At 60.5% G+C, this 16,686-nt stretch carries 14 protein-coding genes; 9 read left to right on the forward strand and 5 right to left on the reverse strand.

What is annotated here, in order from left to right; genetic code table 11:
* Nucleotide 1: 1 nt before the first annotated feature.
* Nucleotides 2-958, reverse strand: coding sequence for a DUF808 domain-containing protein (locus tag BUB72_RS07825; RefSeq protein WP_073142520.1), 957 nt, complete (start codon nt 956-958; stop codon nt 2-4).
* 72 nt (nt 959-1,030) lie between these two features.
* A complete protein-coding gene (gene fsa, locus BUB72_RS07830) occupies nt 1,031-1,684 on the reverse strand; it encodes a fructose-6-phosphate aldolase (RefSeq protein WP_073142522.1) in 654 nt (217 codons plus the stop codon).
* Between the two features lie 87 nt (nt 1,685-1,771).
* On the opposite strand from fsa, the gene BUB72_RS07835 reads away from it, so the two are divergent.
* From BUB72_RS07835 to BUB72_RS07850, 4 genes are all read left to right on the forward strand, one after another.
* On the forward strand, nt 1,772-3,949 hold the full coding sequence (locus BUB72_RS07835; protein ID WP_073142524.1) for a primosomal protein N': 2,178 nt from the start codon (nt 1,772-1,774) through the stop codon (nt 3,947-3,949).
* Nucleotides 3,950-4,011: 62 nt separating this feature from the next.
* Nucleotides 4,012-5,082: a histidinol-phosphate transaminase gene (gene hisC, locus BUB72_RS07840; RefSeq protein WP_073142526.1), complete on the forward strand. Its 1,071-nt coding sequence runs from the start codon at nt 4,012-4,014 to the stop codon at nt 5,080-5,082.
* The gene (locus BUB72_RS07845; RefSeq protein ID WP_073142528.1) at nt 5,083-5,997 is read left to right on the forward strand and encodes a prephenate/arogenate dehydrogenase family protein; all 915 of its coding nucleotides are present in this window, start codon (nt 5,083-5,085) and stop codon (nt 5,995-5,997) included. It begins immediately after the preceding gene.
* A gap of 167 nt (nt 5,998-6,164) precedes the next feature.
* Nucleotides 6,165-6,839 carry an extensin-like domain-containing protein gene (locus BUB72_RS07850; protein ID WP_245814769.1) on the forward strand — a complete coding sequence of 225 codons (675 nt, stop codon included), beginning with the start codon at nt 6,165-6,167 and terminating at the stop codon, nt 6,837-6,839.
* On the opposite strand, the gene BUB72_RS07855 is transcribed toward BUB72_RS07850, so the two are convergent.
* Nucleotides 6,836-7,837 carry a DUF2125 domain-containing protein gene (locus tag BUB72_RS07855; protein WP_073142533.1) on the reverse strand — a complete coding sequence of 334 codons (1,002 nt, stop codon included), beginning with the start codon at nt 7,835-7,837 and terminating at the stop codon, nt 6,836-6,838. The genes BUB72_RS07850 and BUB72_RS07855 overlap by 4 nt on opposite strands.
* Before the next feature lie 65 nt (nt 7,838-7,902).
* Here BUB72_RS07855 and BUB72_RS07860 point away from each other — a divergent pair, with 65 nt between their 5' ends.
* From BUB72_RS07860 to BUB72_RS07870, 3 genes are all read left to right on the forward strand, one after another.
* On the forward strand, nt 7,903-8,439 hold the full coding sequence (locus tag BUB72_RS07860) for a gamma-glutamylcyclotransferase (protein ID WP_073142958.1): 537 nt from the start codon (nt 7,903-7,905) through the stop codon (nt 8,437-8,439).
* An 81-nt stretch (nt 8,440-8,520) separates the two neighbouring features.
* Nucleotides 8,521-9,735, forward strand: a complete 1,215-nt coding sequence (locus tag BUB72_RS07865; RefSeq protein WP_073142535.1) for a biopolymer transporter ExbB — start codon at nt 8,521-8,523, stop codon at nt 9,733-9,735.
* Between the two features lie 4 nt (nt 9,736-9,739).
* Complete coding sequence (locus BUB72_RS07870) at nt 9,740-11,530, forward strand: peptidoglycan -binding protein (protein WP_073142537.1); 1,791 nt, start codon at nt 9,740-9,742, stop codon at nt 11,528-11,530.
* Here the strand turns inward: BUB72_RS07870 and BUB72_RS07875 are convergent.
* Nucleotides 11,517-12,479: a M23 family metallopeptidase gene (locus BUB72_RS07875; RefSeq protein WP_073142540.1), complete on the reverse strand. Its 963-nt coding sequence runs from the start codon at nt 12,477-12,479 to the stop codon at nt 11,517-11,519. The genes BUB72_RS07870 and BUB72_RS07875 overlap by 14 nt on opposite strands.
* Nucleotides 12,479-14,812, reverse strand: coding sequence for an ATP-dependent Clp protease ATP-binding subunit ClpA (gene clpA / locus BUB72_RS07880; RefSeq protein ID WP_073142542.1), 2,334 nt, complete (start codon nt 14,810-14,812; stop codon nt 12,479-12,481). Before clpA ends, BUB72_RS07875 begins: the two co-directional genes overlap by 1 nt.
* Before the next feature lie 258 nt (nt 14,813-15,070).
* Here clpA and BUB72_RS07885 point away from each other — a divergent pair, with 258 nt between their 5' ends.
* The gene (locus tag BUB72_RS07885) at nt 15,071-15,832 is read left to right on the forward strand and encodes a class I SAM-dependent methyltransferase (RefSeq protein WP_073142545.1); all 762 of its coding nucleotides are present in this window, start codon (nt 15,071-15,073) and stop codon (nt 15,830-15,832) included.
* A gap of 292 nt (nt 15,833-16,124) precedes the next feature.
* Nucleotides 16,125-16,685, forward strand: a complete 561-nt coding sequence (locus BUB72_RS07890; RefSeq protein WP_073142547.1) for a F0F1 ATP synthase subunit delta — start codon at nt 16,125-16,127, stop codon at nt 16,683-16,685.
* Nucleotide 16,686 lies beyond the last annotated feature (1 nt).

Below are 16,686 nucleotides of genomic sequence, written 5' to 3' on the forward strand. Positions count from 1 at the left end.
GTCATTTCCCGCGTATGGCCCCCCAAGTCGGGATCAGAATTTTGGTTGCGATGGGGATCAGCACCAGACCAAGCGCAAGGCCGAAAACGCCATCCATCGCGGCTTTGGTGATCCATTGCACCGCACCTTTGGCGGCCCCAACAGCATCGGCCGCGGCGTAGGAAATGTCGTGGATTATATGCTCGGGCCAACTGAACCCGAGGCTGTCCAAGCCGTGGATCACGATGGAACCGCCGACCCAGAGCATCGCGGCGGTGCCCACGACAAGCAGCATTTGCAGGAAGCCCGGCATGGCTTTTACGATGCCGCGCCCCAGTGCGCGGGTTGCCGAGAGGCGTCCGCGCTCTGCCATGGTCAGGCCAATATCGTCGGCCTTCACGATCAACCCGACGGAGCCGTAGACCAATGCGGTGATGCCGACGGCGACGGCAAACAGGGTTGCGGCCTCCATCGCAATCGAGCTTGGTGGAATTTCGGCCAACGCGATGGTCATGATCTCGGCGGACAGGATGAAGTCGGTCTTGATCGCGCCGGCGGCTTTTTCTTCCTCCAGATGGGCAGGGTCTTCCGGCAGGTCTTCGGGCTGGTCCGCGTGGTGGTCGTCATGGGTGAACAGGTGGGCAATCTTCTCGGCGCCCTCGAAGCACAAATAGCCGCCGCCCAGCATAAGTAGCGGCGTGATCGACCACGGGGCAAAGTTCGATAGCAGCAGCCCGATGGGCAGCAGGTAAAGCAGCTTGTTCTTCAGCGATCCCTTGGCGATGCGCCAGACAAGGGGCAGTTCGCGCGACGCCTCGAACCCGTGCAGATATTTGGGCGTCACCGCCGCATCGTCGATCAACGCACCGGCGGCTTTGGCCCCAGCTTTGGCGGCTTGCCCCATCACATCGTCAACCGAGGCCGCCGCGACTTTGGCGATGCCAGCGACGTCGTCGAGTAATGCAAGTAGTCCGCTCATAAATGCTCCTAAAGGAAAGGCCGCGTGTTCGGGGTGAACACACGGCCTTTTAGCATAGGATTTCGGTGGCGTTTAGACGATTTTGATGTTCGCCTTGGCCACGTCCTTCATGAACGCGTCCAAGCCTTTGTCGGTCAGCACATGGTCTGCCATTTTCTTGATCACGCCCGGAGGCGCAGTGGCCACGTCCGCGCCAACGGCTGCGCAGTCCGACATGTGGTTGGCGGACCGGATGGAGGCGGCAAGGATCTGCGTCTCGAAGCCGTAGTTGTCGTAGATGTTGCGGATATCCGCGATCAGTTCCATGCCGTCGAGGTTCAGGTCATCCAAGCGACCGATGAAGGGCGAGATGAAGGTCGCGCCGACTTTGGCGGCCAGCAGGGCTTGGTTGGCCGAGAAGCAGAGCGTGACGTTGACCATGTGACCCTCGTTCGTCAGCACGTTACAGGCTTTCAGCCCGTCCCATGTCAGCGGCACTTTTACGGCGATATTGTCCGCGATTTTTGCCAGCTTGCGGCCCTCGGCGATCATATCATCAGCGTTCAGCGCAACCACCTCTGCGGAAACGGGACCATCAACAATCGAACAGATTTCTTTGGTGACTTCCAGAATGTCACGACCGGATTTCGCGATCAGCGACGGGTTAGTGGTAACCCCGTCCACGATACCCAAGGCGTTCAGTTCTTTGATGTCGTCGATTTCGGCGGTGTCTACGAAGAATTTCATGGGAATACCTTTCAGTGGGCGGTTGCTCTGGTTAAGTGTGGCTTTACCTCAGTTCTGTAGGTGAGGGCAAACGGTGAAAGGGCAGTCGTGAGCGGGTTTTTCCATGAAGGCGATTTGGTGGGGGTCGTGACCACCCAGCCTCTGGACCGCATGCTGGACTACAAAGCGCCCGAAGGCGGCTGCCACCTGGGCGCGTTTGTCGAAGTGCCGCTTGGCCCGCGCAAAGTGCTTGGTGTCGTTTGGGGGCCGGGCAAGGGGGATTTCGACTACGCAAAGGTCCGCTCGGTCATACGGGTGCTGGACGTGCCGCCCATGCGCGACGAGATGAAGGAATTTCTGACCCGCGCAGGGGCGTACACGCTGACGCCATTGCACGCGATGGTCCGGCTGGCGACACGCTCGCCCGGATTGGGTGACCCGCCTGCGATGCGCAAAGTGTTTCGCATGGGGACGGGTGAAGTCGACCGCATGACCCCCGCCCGCGAAAAAGTGCTGGCGGTGCTGGAAGAGTTCGGCGGGCTGTCGTTTACCTTGAAAGAGCTGGCCGAGCAGGCGGGTGTTGGGACGTCCGTCGTTAAAGGCTTGGCCGCGCAGGGTGCGGTGCGCGAGGAAGACAGCCCGCGCGATTTGCCCTTCATGACGCTTGACCCGTCGCGCCCCAGTAAGGAATTGACCGAAGATCAGGCGGCTGCGGTGGCGGCGCTGGATCGCGAGGGGTATTCGACCACATTGCTCAAAGGCGTGACGGGGTCGGGTAAAACCGAGGTTTATCTGGAAGCCGTGGCGGCGTGTTTGCGCCGTGGGCGGCAGGCCTTGGTGCTGTTGCCGGAGATTGCCCTGACTTCGGAATTCCTGACCCGCGTGGAAGAACGCTTCGGCGCACGGCCTGCCGAATGGCATTCTGGCGTGACCATGACCGAGCGCCGCCGCGTCTGGCGCATGGTCGCGAATGGCGGTGCGGAATTGATCGTGGGCGCGCGGTCGGCGCTGTTTTTGCCTTACCGCGACCTCGGGTTGATCGTTGTGGATGAGGAGCATGACAGCTCCTACAAACAAGAAGACGGCGTGCTGTATAACGCCCGTGACATGACCGTTTTGCGGGCGTCCTTGTGCGGGGCGCAAGTGGTGCTGGCCTCGGCCACGCCATCGCTGGAGACCTGGGCGAACGCGGAGGCGGGCAAATACGCACGGGTCGAGTTGACGTCACGCTTTGGCGACGCGGTGCTGCCGGAAATGCGCGCGATCGACATGCGGCGCGAAGACCTGCCCGGATCGCGCTGGGTGTCGCCGACCTTGCAGCGCGAAATCGCCAAGCGGATCGAGTTAGGCGAGCAGTCGCTGGTGTTCCTGAACCGCCGCGGCTACGCGCCGATGACGCTGTGTCGAGCGTGCGGGCATCAGATCGTGTGTGAGCATTGCGACGCGCGGATGGTGGAGCATCGCTTCCTCAAACGGCTGATGTGCCACCAATGCGGCGAGACGAAACCGATGCCGACCGCTTGTCCGTCCTGCGAGGCAGAGGATCGGCTGGCCCCCATCGGCCCCGGCGTGGAGCGGATGGGGGAGGAGCTGGCCGAGTTGTTTCCTGACGCGCGTGTGGTGGTGCTGTCGTCGGATCTTTACGGGACCTCACGCGAGTTGAAGGCGCATATCGAGGATATTGCCGAAGGTGGCGCGGATATCATTATCGGCACGCAATTGGTGGCCAAAGGGCACAACTTCCCGCATCTGACGCTGGTGGGCGTCATTGACGCCGACCTTGGCTTGCAAGGCTCCGACCTGCGGGCGGCGGAAAAGACCTTCCAGCTTATGCGCCAAGTTGCAGGGCGGGCCGGACGCGCGGAAAAGCGTGGGGTCGCGTTGTTGCAGACCTTCCAGCCGGAGCATCCGGTGATCACCTCGATCCTGAATGGCGACGAAGAAGCATTCTGGCGCGCCGAAGCGGCGGAGCGGGAACAGGCGGGGATGCCGCCTTACGGGCGCATGGCAGGGGTGATCCTGTCAGGGCCGGAGATTGGGCCGGTGTTCGATCTGGGCAACGCGTTGGCGCGCAATGACGGGGCGTTGAAGCGCGTGGGTGCGCAAGTCTACGGGCCGGCACCTGCCCCCATCGCGCGAATACGCGGACGGCACCGTGTGCGGTTGCTGGTGAAAGCGCCCAAGGGCGTGGCCTTGCAAAGCGCATTGTCGGAATGGATCAGGCCTGTGCGGCTAAAAGGTGACCTGCGATTGCAGATTGATATCGACCCCCAAAGCTTCTTTTAAAGCGGTCCTTTCCAAGCCCGTTCGGGCTGGTTAAAACGGGCGGAACTTTGGGGACAACTGACATGACGATCACGCCGCAGCCGGGGATCATGGATATCAAGCTTTACCAGTCGGGGGCCTCGAAAATCGAGGGTGTCACCGAGGTGGTGAAGCTGTCTTCGAACGAGAATCCCCACGGGCCTTCGAAGCGTGCTTTGGATGCGTTCCGGCAAGCGGCGGGCGAGCTGCACTTGTACCCGTCCACCGACCACACTGAACTGCGCGAAGCGATCGGCGAGGTGCAGGGAATGGACCCTGCGCGGATCACCTGCGGCGTGGGCTCGGACGAGATTATCTCGTTCCTGTGCTACGCCTATGCAGGGCCGGGGGATGAAGTCCTCTATACCGAACACGGGTTCTCGATGTACCGCATTTCCGCGCTGGCGGCGGGGGCCACGCCTGTGGTTGCGCCGGAAACCGAGCGGCGCACGGACGTCGACAAGCTGCTGGCGGCGGTGACGGAGCGCACACGTTTGGTGTTCATTGCCAACCCCAATAACCCGACCGGCACGATGATTGACGAAGCCGAGGTTGCTCGGCTGGCCGATGGGCTGCCGGACGGATGCCTGCTGGTGCTCGACGGGGCTTACGCGGAATTCGTGGATGGCTTTGATGCAGGCAGGGCGATGATCGACGCGCGGGACAACGTGTTCATGACGCGGACATTCTCGAAAATTTACGGGCTGGGCGGCTTGCGCATCGGCTATGGCTATGGCCCGCAAGAGATCATCGACACGCTGAACCGCGTGCGCGGACCGTTCAACCTGAGCGTGCCTGCGTTGAAAGCCGCCGAGATGGCGATGCGCGATGTGGGATACACTGATTGGTGCCGCACTGAGAACGCGCGGATGCGGGACTGGATGACTGCACAGCTGGACGCGATGGGTGTTGCTGTGGACCGTTCAGAGGCGAATTTTGTATTGGCGCGGTTTGAGGATCAGACGAAGGCCGAGGCCGTGGACGCCCACTTGAAAACCAAAGGGCTGATCGTGCGATTGGTGGCGGGCTACGGCTTGCCGAATTGCTTGCGCATTACCGTCGGGACGGAAGCCGCCTGCAAGCGGGTTGTCGCGGCCATCAAGGAGGTGCTCTGAATGGCACAACTCTATGACCGTGTGGCCCTGATCGGGCTGGGGCTGATCGCGGGGTCGTTGTTTCACGCGATGAAACGCGCCGGTTTGGCCGGGGAGGTCGTGGGCTACGCACGCTCTGCCGAGACCCGCGACGTGGCGCGTGAAATCGGGTTGTGCGACCGCATTGTAGATAGCGCCGCCGAGGCCGTCGAAGGGGCTGATCTGGTGATCCTGTGCGTGCCGGTTGGTGCCATGGGGGCGGTGGCCGCAGAGATTGCTCCACATTTGAAACAGGGCGCGTTGGTGTCGGATGTGGGCTCCACCAAGGGCGCAGTGATCGAGGCGGTTGCCCCGCATCTGCCCGACGGCGTGCATTTCATCCCCGCACACCCGTTGGCAGGGACAGAGCAGTCGGGCCCACGCTCCGGCTTTGCGGAACTGTTCGACAACCGCTGGTGCCTGCTGACCCCGTTGGACGGCACCGATCCGGAGGTGCTGGAACGCTACAAGGAGTTGTGGCGTCAGATGGGTTCGAATGTGGACGAGATGGACGCGCCGCACCATGATCTGGTGTTGGCAGTGACTTCGCACACGCCGCACCTGATCGCTTACACGATGGTCGGTGTGGCGGACGATTTGGGCCGCGTCACCGACAGCGAGGTGGTCCAATACTCCGCCGCCGGTTTCCGCGACTTCACGCGGATCGCGGCGTCAGACCCGACCATGTGGCGCGACGTGTTTCTAGCGAACAAAGACGCGACGTTGGAAATTCTGGGCCGCTTCACTGAAGAGTTGTTTGCGCTGCAACGGGCCATTCGCACCGGCGACGGGGAGCATTTGCACGACTACTTCACGCGCACCCGCGCCATCCGGCGCGGGATTATCGAAGCGGGGCAGGATACCGATGTGCCGAACTTCGGGCGGAACGCCAAATGATACGGCTGGCGGTTGCATTCCTTCTGCTTGCGAGCGCTGCGCAGGCAAATATCTCAAGCTCTCTGCGCCCCCTCCCGCGGGAGCCGCTGGTTGCGGCGCCCAGCCGTGCGGTCATTGTGGAGGTCTCCCGATCGCAACTTGCCCCAAGACGATCGCTGCGGCCTGAAATGCGGGGCAGAGTGATCACGAAAGGATCAAACGGCAAAGCAAGGGCGAACACTTTTGGCCAGCAGTTGCAGCAGGCGTTCAAGAAGAAGCCCAAAGCCAGCAAATCAAACATGAACGCAAAGACCTCCAAGCGCGTGGCGAAAGGTCTGCAAGGCTCGGTCTGTGGCAATCCGAATATTCGGGGTGAAAAGATCAGCCGTATTCCCGCGAAGCTGCGCGGATGCGGGCTGGATAACGGGGTGAAGGTTACCGAAGTGTCCGGCGTTGCGTTGACGCAGCACGCAAAGATCGACTGCAACACGGCCAAAGCACTGAACGCTTGGGTCGAGAAGGGCGTTAAGCCCGCTGTCGGCCGCCGCGGCGGGGGCGTAAAGTCGTTGAAGGTCGTCGCGCATTACGCCTGCCGGACCCGCAACAATCAGAAGGGTGCGAAGGTCTCGGAGCATGGACGTGGACGTGCGGTGGACATTGCCGCGATCAATTTGAAAGACGGCTCGTCGATGACGGTGCTAAAAGGCTGGCGTAGCGCGAAGAACGGGCCTGCGCTCAAGAAGATGCACAAAGCGGCCTGCGGGCCGTTTGGCACGGTGCTTGGCCCGAACGCGAACCGCTTTCATCAAGATCACTTCCACTTTGACACCGCGCGGTATCGCTCCGGCACCTATTGCCGTTAACGCAGGTTTAGCGTCGGGGCCGTGCCAATCGGAATCGGCCCGAGGAAGACGCGACTGCCCGCGAATGTAAGCGGCGCGTCGAGCGAGTTTTCAGAGCCGGAAAGCCTTGCCAGAAACCCCAAGCCCAGTTCTGCCGCCGATGCGGCCTCGGCAGGGACAGCCCCTGCACGGACGGCCAAGGCCAGCATTTCACGCCAGTTGCGGGCATTCAGCGCCAGCTCTCCGTTCGCATAGCCGTCGGCATCGACGTCCAGATCGCCTTTGGCGCGCAGTTGTAGTTCGCCCCATGTGCCGCGCGCGTCTTTGATGTTGAGCGTGGTGATGTCTGGCCGGTTGTCTTCGATCACCCGAATGTCGAGCGGGCGGGCAAAGCCGATTTCGGTGTCAAAGGTTAAACCCTCGATCACGTCGGGCAAAGTGCCGCCCGCATCCAGCAGTCCGCGCAAGGCGTCGCCGGGGATCACGGTGTCAGCCTGTGCGGCAACATCATACGTCATCTCTTTGCCGGTGGTCCGGCGGATCGCGGCGTTGACCTTGTCGGCCCCGGAATTCCAGCCCGCCGAGGACGTAAGCGCAGCGCCTTCTATCACGACCGTCGCGGTATCGAGTTCCAGCGTGCTGGTGGGCAGAACTTTAAGGGATGCGGTCATCTTGCTGGTTTTTATGTCAATTTTCTGAAATGGCGTGGCAAAAACTTGTGTGTTGGGCCATGCTGCGATCAAATGGTTAGGCTGGTAGCTAAGTGAGAAGAGCTGAAAGAATGGTGCGGACCAGCTGAGGCCGGTCTCGGGATCGGTAAGCTGAATGTCTGTGATCGTCGTATCGAAGCGGTTGGGGAAGCCGCGTACTTTCAGGTCGGAATACTCCACCTGCCAGCCTTCCGCGCGACGCGCGTCCAGCCAACCCTCGGTCGCCTTTTGCGATGCTGTGGCGCCGACCACCCAATAGGCACCCCATGCGGTCGCGGCCACCAGTACAATGATCAAAAGCTTACGCATGTGGAATGTCCTTTTCCCGAAACCCGTGATGCTGTTTACAGGGCGGAAGATGGAAGGACCAGATGATGACTGACACACCGCTTTGGGTCTTTGGCTACGGCTCGCTGATGTGGAACCCGGGCTTCGAGCCTGCCGAGCAAGTGCTGGCGCGGCTCAACGGTTTCCATCGTTCGTTTTGCATGTGGTCCATTCACCACCGCGGCTCTGAGGAAGAGCCCGGGCTTGTTCTGGCCTTGGACGAAGCGGATGCCGCTTGCGAAGGCGTGGCCATGCGCGTGGCGGATGCGGATCGTGACCGCGTGCTCGACTACCTGCGCGAGCGGGAATTAATCTCAGCCGCGTATGTCGAGCAGGTGCATGATCTGGATTTGCGCGACGGGCGCAAGGTTCCGGGTCTTTGCTATGTGATCGAGCGCGACCACATCCAGTATTGTGGCGGGCTGGAGCTGGAGCGTCAGGCACAGGTGATCGCCAAGGCGGTCGGCGGGCGCGGGCCGAATACGGAATACCTCTACAATACGGCGCAGCAGCTGGATGCCTTCGGAATTGATGACGTCGATATGGAATGGTTGGTGGCGCGGGTGCGGCAGCTGGCGGGCTAGTTTCCCCTTTGAAATGCGCCCTTCCGCCCGTATCATGCGCGATATAAAAAGAAGACCGAGCATGATAGAGGCCCCAATCTGATGGACACCCCAGCCGAGCGGGAACGCACGCCGCATTTCACCCAGCCTGTGCGGCAGATTATCGTCATGCTGCTGATCCTTGGCCTTGTGGTAGCTGGCGGATATTTGATCTATCCGGCGGTGTCACAGGTGTTCGCATCCAGCCCGTATCTGAATGGCGTGATCTTCACGGTGTTTGTGGTCGGCGTTCTGGCGTGCTTTTGGCAGGTGCTACAACTGACCTCCTCTGTGTCATGGATTGTCAGCTTCGCCCAAGACCGCGCGGATCACGATGAATTTCGCGCGCCGCGCTTGCTGGCGGGATTGGCAGGGTTGCTACGGTCGCGCGGGGCGCGGATGCAGATCAGCTCCGGCTCGTCGCGCACCATTTTGGACTCGGTCGCATCACGCATGGACGAAGCGCGCGATATTACGCGCTACATTGTTAACCTTCTTATATTTCTTGGTCTTCTCGGCACCTTCTACGGCCTTGCAACGACCATTCCCGGCGTGGTCGATACCATTCGCTCGCTCAACGTCGCAGAGGGCGAAAGCGGCGCGAAGGTTTTCCGCCAGTTGATGACGGGCCTTGAAGGCCAGCTTGCGGGCATGGGCACGGCGTTTGCGTCTTCCTTGCTGGGTCTTGCGGGGTCACTGGTCGTCGGGTTGTTGGAACTGTTCGCGGGGCACGGGCAGAACCGATTTTACCGCGAAATGGAAGAATGGCTGTCGACGATCACCCGTGTCGGGTTCTCCGCGGGGGAAGGCGAAGGCAGCGGCGGGTTTGATCAAGGTGTCGTTGCAACGGTTCTGGATCACATGGTCGAGCAGATCGACAGCCTACAAGGATTGTTCGTTCAAGGAGAGGCGAGCCGCGCTGCCTCTGCCGAAAAGCTTGACGGGCTAACGTCGTCTCTCAGGCACCTGACCGAACGTCTGGACCTGACCATTGATCCAACGGACGCGCTGAACCGCGTGGCCGAAGGGCAAGAGCGACTACTGGCGAAACTGTCTGAACCCAACGAAGATGGCGTGGATCCTGAAAGCCGGATGCGCCTGCGGTCGATTGACGTGCAACTGCTGAAAATCCTCGAAGAGATGTCCTCGGGCCGGCAGGAAAGCATGTCCCAGCTACATGGCGACTTGGCGCAAGTCACTCAAGCCGTGCGCGCGCTGACCCGCGAGCGTAGACCGTCGAACACCCGCAGACTACCGGACCGCGAGCAGGGGGAGTAGCCGCATGGCGCTGTCCCGACGCAATGGCAAACGCTTCGAGGCCAATATCTGGCCGGGTTTCGTCGATGCCATGACAGCGCTTTTGCTGGTTTTGGTCTTCGTGCTGTCGATCTTCATGATCGTGCAGTTCATGCTCAGCGAAACGATTACCTCCCAAGACAGCGAACTGGACCAGTTGACCAGCGAAGTCTCGTCTTTGGCGGAAGCGTTAGGGCTGGAGCAGCAGCGCAGCTTTGGGCTGGAGCAAAACATCGATGAGCTGGATGCGCAGGCCGCACAGCAGGCCGCGTTGATTGCGTCCCTGTCCGCGCAAAATGACACGCAAGCAGGACGCATCGCCAGTTTCGAGGAACAGGTCGCGGGGCTTTTGAAAGACCGCGAGGGTCTGCAAAACCAAGTCGCGTCATTGACCGGCGATCTGGACGCCTCGCAGACGCAGGTCGCAGGGCTGAGTGCGCGCATTGAAGACATTGAGGCCGGACTGGCGCGCGAGATTTCAGAAAAAGAGGCCGCGCAACTTGCCTTGGCAGCGGCCCGCGAGGAGATTAGCGAAGGAGAGGAAGCCGCACGACTGGCGGCTGCAAGACGGGAAGCGCTGGAAGCCTTGGTCGCCGATCTGGAGGTGCAAACCAACGAACAGGCAGAAGCACTAAGCGCAGCCGAAGCCGCGAAGCTTGTGGATGCCGCCGCAGCACAAACGTTGCGGGATCGTCTGAAAAATGCGGATGCCGAACTGACCGCGATGACCTTGGCGCTGGAAGCGCAACGCAAGGAGGCCGAGGACACACTGACGTTATTGGCCGCCGCGCGCGCGGCGGAGAAGGCGCTGCAAGAGGAGTTGTCCTCCAGCCGAACTTCGGCGCTTACGCTGGAAGAAAAGCTGGCCGCAGCCTTGGCGGCGAAGACCGATACGAGTGCCAATCTTGCAGCGGCGGAAACGGCGCAAGAGAGCCTTCGCGAGCAGTTGATGGCAGCGCTTGCCGCCAAAATCGCTGCGGAATCGGGCGAAGGTGAAGCGTTGAGTGCGGCGGAGCAACGCGCAGCACTGCTGGAAGCCGCGCGCGCTGAACTGGCCGACCAGAAGGCGATCAGTCTGGATAGCCAGCGCAAGGTCGAAGCCCTCAATCAACAGGTCGCGGCACTGCGCTCCCAACTGGGGTCGTTGCAGACGATCTTGGATGAAACCGACACGCGGCGCGAGGCGGCGGATGTTCAGGTGCAAAATCTGGGGTCGGAGTTGAATTCCGCGTTGGCCTTGGTCGCGTCGGAACAGCGCGCACGGGCGAAACTCGAAGAAGCGGAGCGGCTGCGTCTGGAGGCCGAGGCGAAAGAGTTGAAGAACTACCGCTCGGAATTCTTCGGCCAGTTGCGCGCGCTGCTGGGCAATCAGGACGGCATCCGTATCGAAGGCGACCGCTTTGTGTTTTCCTCGGAAGTGCTGTTCCAGCCGGGGCAGGCGGTCTTGTCACCCGCTGGCAAAGGCGAAGTTGCCAAGGTGGCAGCGATCCTGTCGCGCGTGGCCGGGGACATTCCTGATACGCTGGACTGGGTGATCCGCGTCGATGGGCACACCGACAATGTGCCGCTATCGGGCTTTGGGCAATTCAAGGATAACTGGGAATTGAGTCAAGCCCGCGCGCTCTCGGTGGTGCGCTACATGAGCGCCGATCTTGGTATCCCACCCCAGCGTTTGGCGGCCAATGGTTTCGGGGAATACCAGCCGATAAACGAGGCGGACACACCTGAAGCGCGCGCGCAGAACCGCCGGATCGAGCTGAAACTTACCGAGAAATAGTCAAGCTTTGCGTGCTGAGCACCGAGCCGGCGCGAGAGAACGTCACCACACCTTCATACGTGCCAGCGGGCCAGCCGCCTTGCGGCTGTTTGCGACCCGACGCGCGGAAGACTTGGGCTTGGGGCCTGGTAAATTCCACCACTTGATCATGGCGCCATCCGTTTGGCCCTGTGATGTTGAACTCCATCGTATCGCCCTCGCGGGTGCCAAATGCGTAGCCCCAAAGGACAAGGCCGGCGGCATCCGCATTCAACGTTGCCGGGTCGGGCAGTCCCGCCTTGATATCGGCAAAGTCGGGCACGCCTTCGGCAAACCCGACATCGAGCAGCCCACCGGCTTGGTAGGAGATGTCATCTTGCCAAAGTGTGTTTTCTGACGGCCCGCAGGTGCCTTTGGCATCGGGGGCGAAGGGGTCTACCACCTCGCCATTGTGGCGCAGGGACAGGTGGATATGTGGAAACACTGTTTTGCCACTGAGGCCGACAAGCCCAAGCGCGGTGCCTTTCGCAACACGTTGGCCTTTTTTGACGATCACCGAGCCGCGGCGCATATGGCAGTATTGGGTTTCCCAGCCATCGCCGTGGCTGATCACCAGCCCGTTGCCACAATCCTTGCCATCAAGATCGGGTGCGTCCGGTGCGTTGGAGGGGATATCCGGCATCCCGTCACGGGTTGCGCGCACCGTGCCGGGGGCGGCGGCGAGGACAGTGATACCTGCCTCCATTTCGGCTAGAGTGGCGACGCGGATATCCGTGCCTTTGTGCCCGTCATAGGTGAGCGTGCCACATTTGTGATCGCTGGCCGCAGGGCTCGGGTCGCTATCGACGTAGTTTTGGATGAAGCAGGTTTCGCCCAGATCGCACTCAATGGGCAAAGACAGAAGAGGGTCTTTCGCGGCCACGGGGGCCGCGAAAGCTGTGAGTGTAAGGGCCAGAACAGCGGCGCGCATTACTCGGCGGTGAGCAGCGGCGGCTTTTTCTTGGACGTGATCCGTGCGGCTTCCGGCTCCAGGATCGTCAGGTCGATCTCGCCCTTCTTGACGCCGACCTTGACCACACCACCTTTCAGCAGCTTGCCGAACAGCAGTTCTTCAGCCAGCGGTTTCTTGATGTGCTCTTGGATGACGCGCCCCAGCGGACGTGCGCCCATCTTGTCGTCGTAGCCTTTGTCGCCAAGCCATTCTGCGGCAGCAGGGGTCAGCTCGATGGTCACGTTGCGGTCCATCAGTTGCGCTTCAAGTTGCAGCACGAACTTTTCGACCACGCGGGTGATGATCTGCTTGCCCAGTGGCGCGAAGCTGATCACCGCGTCTAGGCGGTTGCGGAACTCCGGCGTAAATGTCCGCTCGATCGCGGCGGTGTCTTCACCCTCGCGACGGTCACGGCCAAAGCCGATGGCCGATTTGGACATCTCCATGGCACCCGCGTTGGAGGTCATGATCAAGATCACGTTGCGGAAATCCACCGTCCGGCCATTGTGGTCGGTCAGTTTGCCGTTATCCATCACCTGCAACAGGATGTTGTAGACGTCGGGATGGGCTTTCTCCATCTCGTCAAGCAGCAGCACGCAATGCGGGTGTTGGTCCACTTGGTCGGTCAGCATGCCGCCTTGGTCAAAGCCTACATAGCCGGGAGGGGCGCCGATCAGGCGCGACACCGCGTGCTTCTCCATGTATTCCGACATATCGAAACGCAGAAGCTCTACACCCAAAGTGCTTGCCAATTGTTTGGCGACTTCGGTTTTACCCACACCAGTCGGGCCTGCGAACAGGTAGTTACCAATAGGCTTTTCGGGCTCGCGCAGGCCCGCACGGGCCAGCTTGATCGCCGAGGACAGCGCGTCGATGGCTAAATCCTGCCCGAAGACCACCCGTTTCAGAGCCTTTTCCAGATCTTTCAGCACAGCCGCATCGTCTTTCGACACGTTTTTCGGTGGGATGCGGGCGATCTTAGCCACGACAGCCTCGATTTCCTTGGCCCCAATAGTTTTGCGGCGTTTGCTTTCAGCGACCAGATGCTGCGCGGCGCCCGCCTCGTCGATAACGTCGATGGCTTTGTCCGGCAGTTTGCGATCGTGGATATAGCGCGCAGACAGTTCCACCGCCGACTTGATCGCGTCGGTGGTGTATTTGATGTCGTGATGCTCCTCGAAATAAGGCTTCAAACCTTTGAGGATCTTGATCGCGTCATCCACCGATGGCTCGTTCACGTCGATCTTCTGGAAACGACGGGCCAAAGCGCGGTCTTTCTCGAAGTGCTGACGGAACTCTTTGTAGGTGGTGGAGCCCATGCATCGTAGCTTGCCGCCTTGAAGTGCAGGCTTCAGCAGGTTGGAGGCATCCATCGCCCCGCCGGAGGTCGCACCCGCACCGATAACGGTGTGAATTTCGTCGATGAACAGCACCGCGTCGGGGTGATCTTCCATCTCCGTCATCACTGCTTTCAAGCGTTCTTCGAAGTCACCGCGGTAACGCGTGCCTGCCAACAAAGCGCCCATGTCGAGCGAATAGATTGTAGCACCCGCCAGAACGTCGGGGGTTTCACCCGCGACGATCTTGTGGGCCAAACCTTCGGCAATGGCGGTTTTGCCAACGCCCGGATCACCCACCAAAAGCGGGTTATTCTTGCGGCGGCGGCAAAGCACCTGGATGCAGCGCTCCACTTCCTCGGATCGACCGATCAGCGGGTCGACATCGCCTTTCACAGCCTTGGCGTTCAAGTCCACGCAGTATTTCGAAAGTGCGGATTCCTTGCCTTCGCCTTCGACCTCTGCGGTTTCGGGCGTAATGTCGTCTTCAAAGTCGGACGAGCCGGAAATCGGGCGGGCCTCGCCGAATGTCGGGTCTTTCGCGACACCGTGCGCGATGAAATTCACCGCATCATAACGGGTCATGTCCTGCTCTTGCAGGAAAAAGGCCGCGTTGCTCTCGCGTTCCGCAAAGATGGCGACGAGCACATTTGCACCGGTCACTTCGGTGCGACCGGAGGATTGAACATGAATGGCTGCGCGTTGGATAACGCGCTGGAAAGCGGCCGTCGGGACAGCTTCCGACCCTTCAACATCGGTGACCAGCGTGGACAGCTCGTCCTCGATGAATTCGCCAAGGGTCGTCCGCAGGATATCCAGATCAACACCACAGGCGATCATCACCTTGGCGGCGTCCGGCTCGTCGATGAGGGCCAGTAGCAAATGTTCCAGCGTGGCAAGCTCGTGGCGATGCGTATTGGCCTGCGCCAGCGCGGAATGAATTGCCTTTTCGAGAGTGTCAGAGAATGACGGCACCCTATGCTCCTTTATTATCGAGGGCAGGTTCCGGGTCGAGGACCCGGTCTCTACCATTGCCTCTTAGACCTTACAGTTCGGTTTATATTGCCGATCTTCAAGTCTTTTCTTTTCACAATGAGCGTGATCGGCCCGAAAAGAAAGAGGTGATTGCTCCGGATACGTGTTCCGGCTGTTGATGTTCAGGTAAGACGCGCTGACACCTTTGCAAGTGTTCAAAAGAAATGCACAGTGGTTCAGACGCGCTAGGGGCTGTTTATGCATCTTGATGTTCAGGATTTGAAGAAGTTCTACTACCGCACGGGGCTGGGCCGCGTTGCGCAACGCGCGGTGCGTGATCAGGTGCGGGCGCTGTGGCCTGATACCAAGGGGCAAACGGTGGCGGGCTACGGATTTGCCGTGCCGTTGCTGCGCCCGTTCATCGGCGAAGCCCGCCGCGTTGTGGCCCTCATGCCCGGCCCTCAGGGGGTCATGCACTGGCCTGCGGGGCAGGATAATATGTCGGTGCTGTGCGAAGAGGCGCTCTGGCCGCTGGAGACCGGACAGGTCGACAAGTTGGTGATTTTGCACGGGTTGGAGACCACGGAAAATCCGACCGCCTTGCTGGATGAGTGTTTCCGGGTCCTTGGCCCCGGTGGTCGGGCTGTTTTTGTGGTGCCGAACCGTGCGGGGCTATGGTCGCGTCGGGATGCAACGCCGTTCGGCTTCGGGCGGCCTTATTCACTGACGCAACTCGAAGTGCAGCTGAAGCGCCATTCTTTCACCCCCGAAAGCCATCGCGCGGCGCTGTTCTCGCCCCCTAGTCAACGCAAGGTTTGGCTGAAATGGGCCAGCACGTTCGAGCGCTACGGACGCAAGATGTCGAGCTATTACGCCGGTGGCGTGTTAATCGTTGAGGCCAGCAAACAGGTCTATGCACCGAAGAAGCGCGGGGTGGCCGTCGATGTAAGGGCACCTTTGCGAATATTAGAGGGCGCTGCGAATCCTGTCGCGGGGCGCAATTTGACCGGTTCGAATTGAACGCGCGTTATGGTGACTCGATGCCGGAATCAGCCGAAAACTTGACATAAGTGCTCACTTATTGCGGCTTCAATCGGTCGCACCCAGAGGTGGAATTGGTCGAACCCCAGTAAAAGAAGGGAAACGGGTCGCATACTTATGCACTATTATATTAGCCTTCCCTGTTGCGGTAAGCACCCTGCTTTGCTAGATCACCACTGATTTTGAAGGCTGCGAGGTTCGCGGCCTTTCTTGCAACGGTCGGTCCGGACTTTCGCTAAAGTTCACCGACCCCGTTACCGGAAGGGTGGACGTGTCCGAACCAGTCTCGATCTCCACAGGCATCGCCGGGCGCTATGCGACCGCCGTGTTTGAACTGGCCAAGGAAGGCAAGAAGCTGAAGGCGTTGGAAACCGACGTCGACACGCTGGATGCCGCATTGGCCGAAAGTGCTGATTTCCGCGACTTGATCGCATCGCCGCTATACTCGCGAGAGCAGCAGGCGAATGCGGTCGCGGCGATTGCCAAGAAAATGAAGTTGTCGCCAACGATGGCCAACACGCTGAGCGTGATGGCTGGCAAGCGCCGCCTCTTCGTTCTGCCGCAGTTGGTCACCGCGCTGCGCGGGCTGATCGCCGACGAAAAAGGCGAAATTACTGCTGACGTCACCGCCGCCAAGGCGCTGACAAAGGCGCAACAGGACAAACTTGCCAAGACGCTGACCGCGACTGTGGGCAAAGATGTGAAAATCAATATGGCCGTCGATGAAAGCCTCATTGGCGGTCTTGTCGTAAAGGTGGGTTCCAAGATGATCGACACCTCGATCCGCTCGAAACTCGCTTCCCTCCAGAATTCCATGAAAGAGGTCGGATAAA

The sequence above is a fragment of the Litoreibacter ascidiaceicola genome, assembly GCF_900129235.1.
Taxonomy (GTDB): Bacteria; Pseudomonadota; Alphaproteobacteria; order Rhodobacterales; family Rhodobacteraceae; genus Litoreibacter; species Litoreibacter ascidiaceicola.

Excerpts from the sequence above, each read along its gene's own strand:
- BUB72_RS07825 (WP_073142520.1), bottom strand. The coding sequence starts at position 958 with ATGAGCGGACTACTTGCATTACTCGACGACGTCGCTGGCATCGCCAAA.
- fsa (WP_073142522.1), bottom strand. The coding sequence starts at position 1,684 with ATGAAATTCTTCGTAGACACCGCCGAAATCGACGACATCAAAGAACTG.
- hisC (WP_073142526.1), top strand. The coding sequence starts at position 4,012 with ATGACGATCACGCCGCAGCCGGGGATCATGGATATCAAGCTTTACCAG.
- BUB72_RS07845 (WP_073142528.1), top strand. The coding sequence starts at position 5,083 with ATGGCACAACTCTATGACCGTGTGGCCCTGATCGGGCTGGGGCTGATC.
- BUB72_RS07850 (WP_245814769.1), top strand. The coding sequence starts at position 6,165 with ATGCGGGGCAGAGTGATCACGAAAGGATCAAACGGCAAAGCAAGGGCG.
- BUB72_RS07855 (WP_073142533.1), bottom strand. The coding sequence starts at position 7,837 with ATGCGTAAGCTTTTGATCATTGTACTGGTGGCCGCGACCGCATGGGGT.
- BUB72_RS07860 (WP_073142958.1), top strand. The coding sequence starts at position 7,903 with ATGACTGACACACCGCTTTGGGTCTTTGGCTACGGCTCGCTGATGTGG.
- BUB72_RS07865 (WP_073142535.1), top strand. The coding sequence starts at position 8,521 with ATGGACACCCCAGCCGAGCGGGAACGCACGCCGCATTTCACCCAGCCT.
- BUB72_RS07870 (WP_073142537.1), top strand. The coding sequence starts at position 9,740 with ATGGCGCTGTCCCGACGCAATGGCAAACGCTTCGAGGCCAATATCTGG.
- BUB72_RS07875 (WP_073142540.1), bottom strand. The coding sequence starts at position 12,479 with ATGCGCGCCGCTGTTCTGGCCCTTACACTCACAGCTTTCGCGGCCCCC.
- BUB72_RS07885 (WP_073142545.1), top strand. The coding sequence starts at position 15,071 with ATGCATCTTGATGTTCAGGATTTGAAGAAGTTCTACTACCGCACGGGG.